Annotated in this window: 3 protein-coding genes; 1 reads left to right on the top strand and 2 read right to left on the bottom strand. The window is 71.6% G+C overall.

Features of this window, described 5'->3' with window-relative positions:
- Window positions 1-319: 319 nt before the first annotated feature.
- A complete protein-coding gene (locus AC529_RS12975) occupies window positions 320-1,228 on the top strand; it encodes an aldose 1-epimerase family protein (RefSeq protein WP_068757032.1) in 909 nt (302 codons plus the stop codon).
- A 296-nt stretch (window positions 1,229-1,524) separates the two neighbouring features.
- Here AC529_RS12975 and AC529_RS12970 read toward each other — a convergent pair whose 3' ends face one another.
- A complete protein-coding gene (locus AC529_RS12970) occupies window positions 1,525-2,025 on the bottom strand; it encodes a PH domain-containing protein (protein ID WP_068757030.1) in 501 nt (166 codons plus the stop codon).
- Window positions 2,026-2,053: 28 nt separating this feature from the next.
- Window positions 2,054-2,497: 6,7-dimethyl-8-ribityllumazine synthase (gene ribH, locus AC529_RS12965; protein WP_232306725.1), on the bottom strand; the 444-nt coding region annotated here is incomplete at its 5' end.

Raw genomic sequence — 2,497 nt, 5'->3', positions numbered from 1 at the left:
GGGCGCGCACCCGGCTGGTCGCCTACCGCCTGGCGGCGGCCGGCAGCGTCCTGGTGGCGGTCAGGGTCCTCGCGCACGGACTGTTCTTCCTGTTCATGGGGGTCCTGATCCCCTACGCGATGCTGACCGGCTGACCCCGACGCGCCTTTCCGCCCGGAAACTTTCACCGAAAACTAACCAAATTCTTGGAAACGAAACGAGCCAGGTCACCAACGCAGAGTGACGTTCCTCCCCCCGTCGCGTCGGTTTCCGGGAAGCGGAAAAGGGTTATATTCGCAAACGGTCTGTCAACCCCACAAACGTAGAACGGTGGCAGAAAATGACCGGGGGTTCACCTCTCGCCATCACTCTGGAGGCGGGGAAGTACCGAGCCACAGTCGACCCGCTCGGTGCTGCGCTGCGTACGCTGAGCTGGGACGAGCGGGACCTCGTCTGGGGGTACCCCGAGGGGCGCCCGCAGTACGCGCAGGGACAGCTCCTCATCCCGTGGCCGAACCGGATCGACCGCGGGCGGTACACCTTCGCCGGAACCGAGTACCAGTTGGAGATCACCGAACCCGAGCTCGACAACGCGATCCACGGCCTGACCAGCTCCCTGCCGTGGCAGCCGAGCCAGGTCGCCGCCGAGTCGGTCCGGTTCGACCTCGCCTTCGAGGGCGCTCCCGGCTACCCGTTCCGGCTGGAGCTGCGGGTCGACTACGCGCTCGACCCCGTGCTCGGGCTGAGCGTGCGGGTCGGGGCGCGCAACACGGGGGACCGGCCCGCGCCCTACGGCCACGGCAGCCACAACTACCTCACCCTGGGCCTGCCGGTGGACGAGACTACGCTGCGGCTTCCGGCCTCCGGGTGGCTCCCCGTCGACATCCGGATGATCCCCTCCGGAGCGGTCCGCTCCGTGGCGGACACCGAGTACGACTTCCGCACCCCCCGCCGGGTGGGGGCGACCGTCCTGGACACCGCCTTCACCGACCTGAGCGTCGACGGGGAGGGCCGCTCCTGGACAGTGCTGAGCGCCGGGCAGGCCGAGGTGGGGCTGTGGGCCGACAGCAGCTACGGGTGGTTGCAGGTGTTCTCCGCCGACTACCCGGGCCCCGAGCGCCGCCGGCACCTGGCGGTGGAGCCGATGACCTGCCCGCCCAACGCGTTCGTCACCGGCACCGACCTGATCGTGCTGGAACCGGGGCAGAGCACCGAGTCGTCCTTCGGGATCACCTCCACCCCGGGGTGACCGCGGCACGCCGTGCGGGAGCGGCGCGCCCGCGGTCCGGAGGTCGGCCGGTCCCGCTCAGGTGAGGAGCGAGGCCAGCGCCAGGGCGACGACGGTCAGCCACAGCAGCGCGGTGACCGTCCGGTCGATCCGGTCCTGATGTCGGTACTTCCTTCCCCAGTGCTTGGCGCCCATAACCCTGGGACGCGCGCACGCTACGGAAGGTTCTCCATTTTGGCCGCTTTTTGACCTGTTTCCACCAGAAAGCGAAGAATTCTGACGTTCCTGCCGGGCGGCCGACGGCGCCCGGCCGCGCCTCAGTGCCCGTCCGGTTCCGCGGCCTCGCCGCGTTCGCGCAGGTGGCGCCGGAACTCCTCCAGGTTGCTGCGGGCCAGCTCGCCGTCGCTGCTCTGGATCGCCATCACCGCCAGCGTGGAGCCGTCCGCCAGGTCGATACTGGGCCAGGGCTCCCCCACCGGCATGCGCGCGTCGATGATCTCCGGCCAGACCAGCACGTGGGTGCGCACGGAGTTGACCACCGTCACGCGCTCCTCGGTCAGCACCAGCCGGGGGCGCGCCAGGAAGTGCAGCCCGCCCCCGATCACCGCGCCCAGCAGCAGGAGGGAGAGGCGGTCCTGGACCCCCCAGTCCCGCGGCAGGATCACCGCGAGGACCGCCATGGTGGCCATGACGAGCGCGGTGAGGCCGTAGGCGACGAGGCGGATGTTGCGCGGCCGGAAGGTCACCGGCAACGCCCGCGGAGTCCGCTGCCCCGAACCGTTCACCGCTTCCTCGCCTCCCCCGTCCTGCCCGGGCACGCCCGCTCTCCCTTCCTCTCCTCGCGGCTCAGGCCGTCCGCGCCTCGCCGACCCGCAGTCCGCGCAGGACCAGGGCGGTGTCCAGGGCCGCGACGGCGGCCTCCCACCCCTTGTCCTCGCGGCTGCCGGGCAGGCCCGCGCGGTCGAGCGCCTGCTCCAGGGTGTCACAGGTCAGCACGCCGTTGCCGACGGGGACCCCGGTGCGCAGCGCCACCTCGGTCAGCCCGTGGGTGAGGGACTGGCACACGTAGTCGAAGTGCGGGGTGCCGCCGCGGACGACCGCGCCCAGCGCCACGACGGCGTCGTGGGCGCGGGCCAGCTCCTGGGCGACCACGGGGACCTCCACGGCACCGGCCACCCGCACGACCGTGGGCCCGACCACGCCGCACTCCTCGGCCGCGGCCAGGGCCCGCTCCAGCAGCGGCTCGACCACTTCGGCGTTCCAGCGGGTGGCGACCACGCCGAGGGTCAG

The organism is Thermobifida cellulosilytica TB100, from assembly GCF_001517975.1.
Classification (GTDB): Bacteria; Actinomycetota; Actinomycetes; order Streptosporangiales; family Streptosporangiaceae; genus Thermobifida; species Thermobifida cellulosilytica.
Note: the sequence above shows the minus strand (reverse complement) of the source record. Positions and strands in the feature narration are given on the sequence as shown.